The sequence below is a fragment of the Sphaerospermopsis reniformis genome (assembly GCF_005402885.1).
Lineage (GTDB): Bacteria > Cyanobacteriota > Cyanobacteriia > Cyanobacteriales > Nostocaceae > Sphaerospermopsis > Sphaerospermopsis kisseleviana.
Genome location: NZ_BJCE01000399.1, coordinates 1 through 2,780, shown reverse-complemented (window position 1 = coordinate 2,780; position 2,780 = coordinate 1). Strand labels below are relative to the sequence as shown.

Genomic DNA, 2,780 nt, shown 5'->3' with positions numbered 1-2,780 from the left:
TCCTAATAACCGTTGTGATTCTTCAGGATTATTATGAATGTACTCAACTATGTTGCTCATAATCTCAGGGTAGATGCACGATTTTACCTTGTTATACCATAATTTGATTCTTTTTCGGAGATGTCTAGTTTGATTATGCTACTTGTTGAAGTGCGGAATGTGGGTTATTAACTATGGGTAATTCTTTTTTAAACTCCACATCAAATAATTGAGCAAATTGTTTTGCCATTGCATCTATTGATGAAGCGAAATTTGTCCAAACTATCGCAGGAAGAAATGGAATTGCTCTATCTGACCATAATTCCCTGTATATTTGCCAATCTTCGTTAGCTTGAGATTTACTAGATTTAATTTGTAATGGATAATGTTTTTCATTGACTTTCACAATTAAATCCCATTTAAATTTAATATCAGCAATACTATTTTCACCTGTGGGATAAGCTGTGATATTTTCCAATTTTTCTAAAGCTAACATAACTCTTTTCACTGAAGCATCACCAATTTCATATTCAGGTGTATCTGTAGAATATAAAGTATCAGCACTATAGTCTTTACAAACAACATCTAATATTCTTTTTGGTACGGGATAAAGTTGATCATTTCCATAAAAACCAAAATTACCTTCTGGATCTTCATATCTGGGAAATGATAAAGGTTTTCCTGCTTCTGCAAGCCAATAAACTTCTTCTTTAATTTCAAATAAAATCGGATTAATAACTATGTTTAAATAGGATTCTTCCTTGATTTGAATAACTTGGTAATTACTGGTGTTAATTCTTGATATATCAAAATATAAACTCAGCGTTAATTGTTCATCTATGCTTTCTAGTTCTGATACTAGATCATCCCATTGCGAATAATTACTATCAATTGTATATCTGATTTTAGTAGGTAAATAGGTTTGATGATTATAAACTATTGGCTGACTTAAATCTAAGACTTTACCATTTTGTAAAGCCAGTAAATTATTAATGATTGGTTTATCGAGATATTCATTATCAATAATTTTCTGAAGAGGAATAATCCCACTATAAGTAGTATCTCCTACTCGATTTTCTAATGTAGAAATACTACCACCTGCTCCTTTAAATGTACAAATAGTGTTTCTTTTACCTCCATTGACAGTATTACGACTTTGATTTGAGTTGGGTTTAATTCCTAATCTCAGTTCAACAATGTTATCTAGCATAAGTTAGTTAAGCGAATGAAATTATATACAATCCTTATTATACCATAAAATAAACAAGTAATTTATATGTCAGAACAACCGAGATTGACTCACAGTGAGCAAGAAAGCAAAAGTATGATCATTGATTTGTCTAAGATCACAGAAAAAACACAAATACAGAATATTCATCTAGCCTTAAAATTTTTAGCCTATCTCCCAACAGAAGCTTATACAGCATTGCAAAATATAGAAGAAATAGCTTCATCTGAAGATTGGCAAAAACTCAGTTATCTAATAGCACGTACTTTAGTAGATGCACAATATGAAATTACTCATCGTCAAATTATAGAACATATAAAAGTGGATAATTTGGATGACATGGAATCTGATGATGATATTTTAGCTGCTGCTTTGAAAATTACGAGTTGTAAATTGGGTTAAGCGCAGCGTAACCCAACATTAATTATAATATTTTGGTGGGTGGTGTTGGGTTTTACTTTGTTCAACCCAACCTACATTTTTTGATTTTTCAGGTTTACAATAAATACAGTCACTCACAGTAAACATTATGAATGAAGTAGTTGAGATCCCAGTTAATTTAACCTATTTTCAACTTCCTGAAGCAGTACAAGCACGGTTACAATTTTTATTAGATCGTCAAGATACTGGTGAAGAATTGACTTTAGCAGAAAGAAATGAAGCAGAAGGTTTAGTTGATTTAGCAGAATTTTTATCTTTGCTTTCTTTGCGTTCTCAGCGTTGTAGGTTAGGTTAATGTTGGGTTTCACTTCGTTCAACCCAACCTACGGAGGTTGCATTGTCAGTATATCCCACATTAAAATAGAAAATATTTACAATTGCCATAATTATGATTAACCCGCAAATTTTAGAAGCTATTAAACAAATGCCTAATGTCGAAAGACTAGAAATAATTGAATTTGCTTTAAAACTCATGCGCGAAGAAATGCAAAATCCTCAAAAACTGAGCTTAACTGCTGCTGCGGAAATAATGCGTTCCTATTATGAAACAGAAAGCAGTTTAACAGAATTTGTTGATACTTGTAATGAAGATTTTTATGAGTACCAAGATTATGCGTAGAGGTGAAATCTGGCTGTATAATGCTGATCCCACAGTAGGGGATGAAATTAGCAAAACGCGACCTTGTATTATTGTTAATAATGATGATATAGGTACTTTACGCTTAAAGGTTATTGTACCTATTACCGGATGGAACGAAGTTTTTGCACAAGTACCTTGGATGATACCTATTGAACCAACAGCAGAAAATAATTTAAGCAAATTATCCACAGCAGATACTTTTCAAATTCGTTCAGTTTCTCAACAACGACTAATTAAAAAAGTGGGAACTGTTTCCGAAGAAATTATGAAGGAAATTAGTAATGCTTTAGCTATTGTTCTGGATATTAAATGACTAAAATTATGCCCAAATTACTAGACTTAGTAGGACTTACAATGAAAATACTTAGGGGTTGCTGAGAAAGTCTTTCCGTGAGGGCATAGGAGTCAGGAGTCAGGAGTCAGGAGTCAGGAGAAGATTTGAAAATTTCTTTGCCATCTCTTGAAATCCCAAAAAATGCACACTTTTTCCGG

The 2,780-nt window shown here is 32.4% G+C and carries 5 protein-coding genes; 4 read left to right on the top strand and 1 reads right to left on the bottom strand.

Annotated elements, in window-relative coordinates; translation table 11 throughout:
* Window positions 1-133: 133 nt before the first annotated feature.
* Window positions 134-1,189 (bottom strand): hypothetical protein, encoded by a 1,056-nt coding sequence (locus FFR48_RS26885; protein ID WP_137669463.1) that lies wholly within the window; start codon window positions 1,187-1,189, stop codon window positions 134-136.
* Window positions 1,190-1,255: 66 nt separating this feature from the next.
* Here FFR48_RS26885 and FFR48_RS26880 point away from each other — a divergent pair, with 66 nt between their 5' ends.
* The 4 genes from FFR48_RS26880 to FFR48_RS26865 all read left to right on the top strand — a co-directional run bounded on the left by FFR48_RS26880 (window position 1,256) and on the right by FFR48_RS26865 (window position 2,601).
* Window positions 1,256-1,609 (top strand): hypothetical protein, encoded by a 354-nt coding sequence (locus tag FFR48_RS26880; RefSeq protein WP_137669462.1) that lies wholly within the window; start codon window positions 1,256-1,258, stop codon window positions 1,607-1,609.
* 127 nt (window positions 1,610-1,736) lie between these two features.
* Window positions 1,737-1,943 (top strand): hypothetical protein, encoded by a 207-nt coding sequence (locus FFR48_RS26875; protein ID WP_137669461.1) that lies wholly within the window; start codon window positions 1,737-1,739, stop codon window positions 1,941-1,943.
* Between the two features lie 93 nt (window positions 1,944-2,036).
* Window positions 2,037-2,267, top strand: coding sequence for a hypothetical protein (locus tag FFR48_RS26870; RefSeq protein WP_137669460.1), 231 nt, complete (start codon window positions 2,037-2,039; stop codon window positions 2,265-2,267).
* Window positions 2,245-2,601, top strand: a complete 357-nt coding sequence (locus FFR48_RS26865; RefSeq protein ID WP_236104205.1) for a type II toxin-antitoxin system PemK/MazF family toxin — start codon at window positions 2,245-2,247, stop codon at window positions 2,599-2,601. Before FFR48_RS26870 ends, FFR48_RS26865 begins: the two co-directional genes overlap by 23 nt.
* Window positions 2,602-2,780: the final 179 nt, after the last annotated feature.

Bases quoted from the DNA above. Each gene is read 5' to 3' on its own strand.
- FFR48_RS26885 (WP_137669463.1), bottom strand. From the start codon at position 1,189: ATGCTAGATAACATTGTTGAACTGAGATTAGGAATTAAACCCAACTCA.
- FFR48_RS26880 (WP_137669462.1), top strand. From the start codon at position 1,256: ATGTCAGAACAACCGAGATTGACTCACAGTGAGCAAGAAAGCAAAAGT.
- FFR48_RS26875 (WP_137669461.1), top strand. From the start codon at position 1,737: ATGAATGAAGTAGTTGAGATCCCAGTTAATTTAACCTATTTTCAACTT.
- FFR48_RS26870 (WP_137669460.1), top strand. From the start codon at position 2,037: ATGATTAACCCGCAAATTTTAGAAGCTATTAAACAAATGCCTAATGTC.
- FFR48_RS26865 (WP_236104205.1), top strand. From the start codon at position 2,245: ATGAGTACCAAGATTATGCGTAGAGGTGAAATCTGGCTGTATAATGCT.